Here is a 1,184-nt window from a genome sequence, read left to right as displayed (position 1 = left end):
CCAATACAAAATATAGGAACGATAACAGTACCAGGACTTCCACCTATAGATACAAATCCAGTAGATACTACAGTAAATCATGCAGATCTAATAAGCCAAGGAAACTTAGTTAAGTCAGTAGATAAGACTACAGCAGTAGTTGGAGAAACAGTAACTTATACAATTAAAGTAACAAATACAGGAAATATATTAGCAAATCCAGTAACACTTACAGATGTAGTACCAAATGGAACAAGTTATGTAGGTGGAACGTTAACCGTAGATGGAGTTCCAAGTGGAGGAAATCCAAATAACGGAATAATAATAGGACCAGTAAATCCAGGTCAAACAGTAACTGTAGTATTTAGTGTTAAGATAAACACAATGCCAAATCCAAATCCAATGCCAAATACTGCTACAATAGATTATCAGTATCTAGTAAATCCAAATGGAACACCAACAGGAGTTACAGGAAATAGTAATACAGTAGAAACAGCAGTTGGAGATATTTTAGTCAATAAATTAGTAGATAAGGCATTTGCAGACTTAGGTGATACTATAACTTATACAGTAACAGTAAACAATCCAGGAGTAGCATCAATAAGCAATGTACTATTTACTGATGCATTACCAAGTGGAACAAGTTATGTAAATGGATCATTAACAGTAGATACAGCATATACAGGAACAGATCCTATGACAGGAATAACACTAACAACTGTAGGCGCAGGTCAAACAGTAACAATAACTTGGAAAGTAACTGTAGGAAATGTATTACCAAGTCCAAATCCAATACAAAATATAGGAACAGTAACAGTACCAGGACTTCCACCAGTAAATACAAATCCAGTAGATACTACAGTAAATCATGCAGATCTAATAAGCCAAGGTAACTTAGTTAAATCAGTAGATAAGACTTCAGCAGTGGTTGGAGAAACTGTAACTTATACAATTAAAGTAACAAATACAGGAAATATACTAGCAAACCCAGTAACACTTACAGATGTAGTGCCAAATGGAACAAGTTATGTATCTGGAACACTAACAGTAGATGGAAATCCAAACGGAGGAGATCCAAATAGTGGAATAGCAATAGGACCAGTAAATCCAGGTCAAACAGTGACAGTAGTATTTAGTGTTAAGATAAACACAATGCCAAATCCAAATCCAATGCCAAATACTGCTAAAATAGATTATCAGTATCT

General features: G+C 34.6%; 1 protein-coding gene. It reads left to right on the top strand.

All coding sequences use genetic code 11. From position 1 onward, the window contains the following. A partial coding sequence (locus tag BN346_RS15810) for a DUF7507 domain-containing protein (protein ID WP_040329924.1) occupies nt 1–1,184 on the top strand: 1,184 nt, incomplete at both ends.

The organism is Clostridium ihumii AP5 (assembly GCF_000612845.1).
Taxonomy (GTDB): Bacteria; Bacillota; Clostridia; order Clostridiales; family Clostridiaceae; genus Clostridium_J; species Clostridium_J ihumii.
Note: the sequence above shows the minus strand (reverse complement) of the source record. Positions and strands in the feature narration are given on the sequence as shown.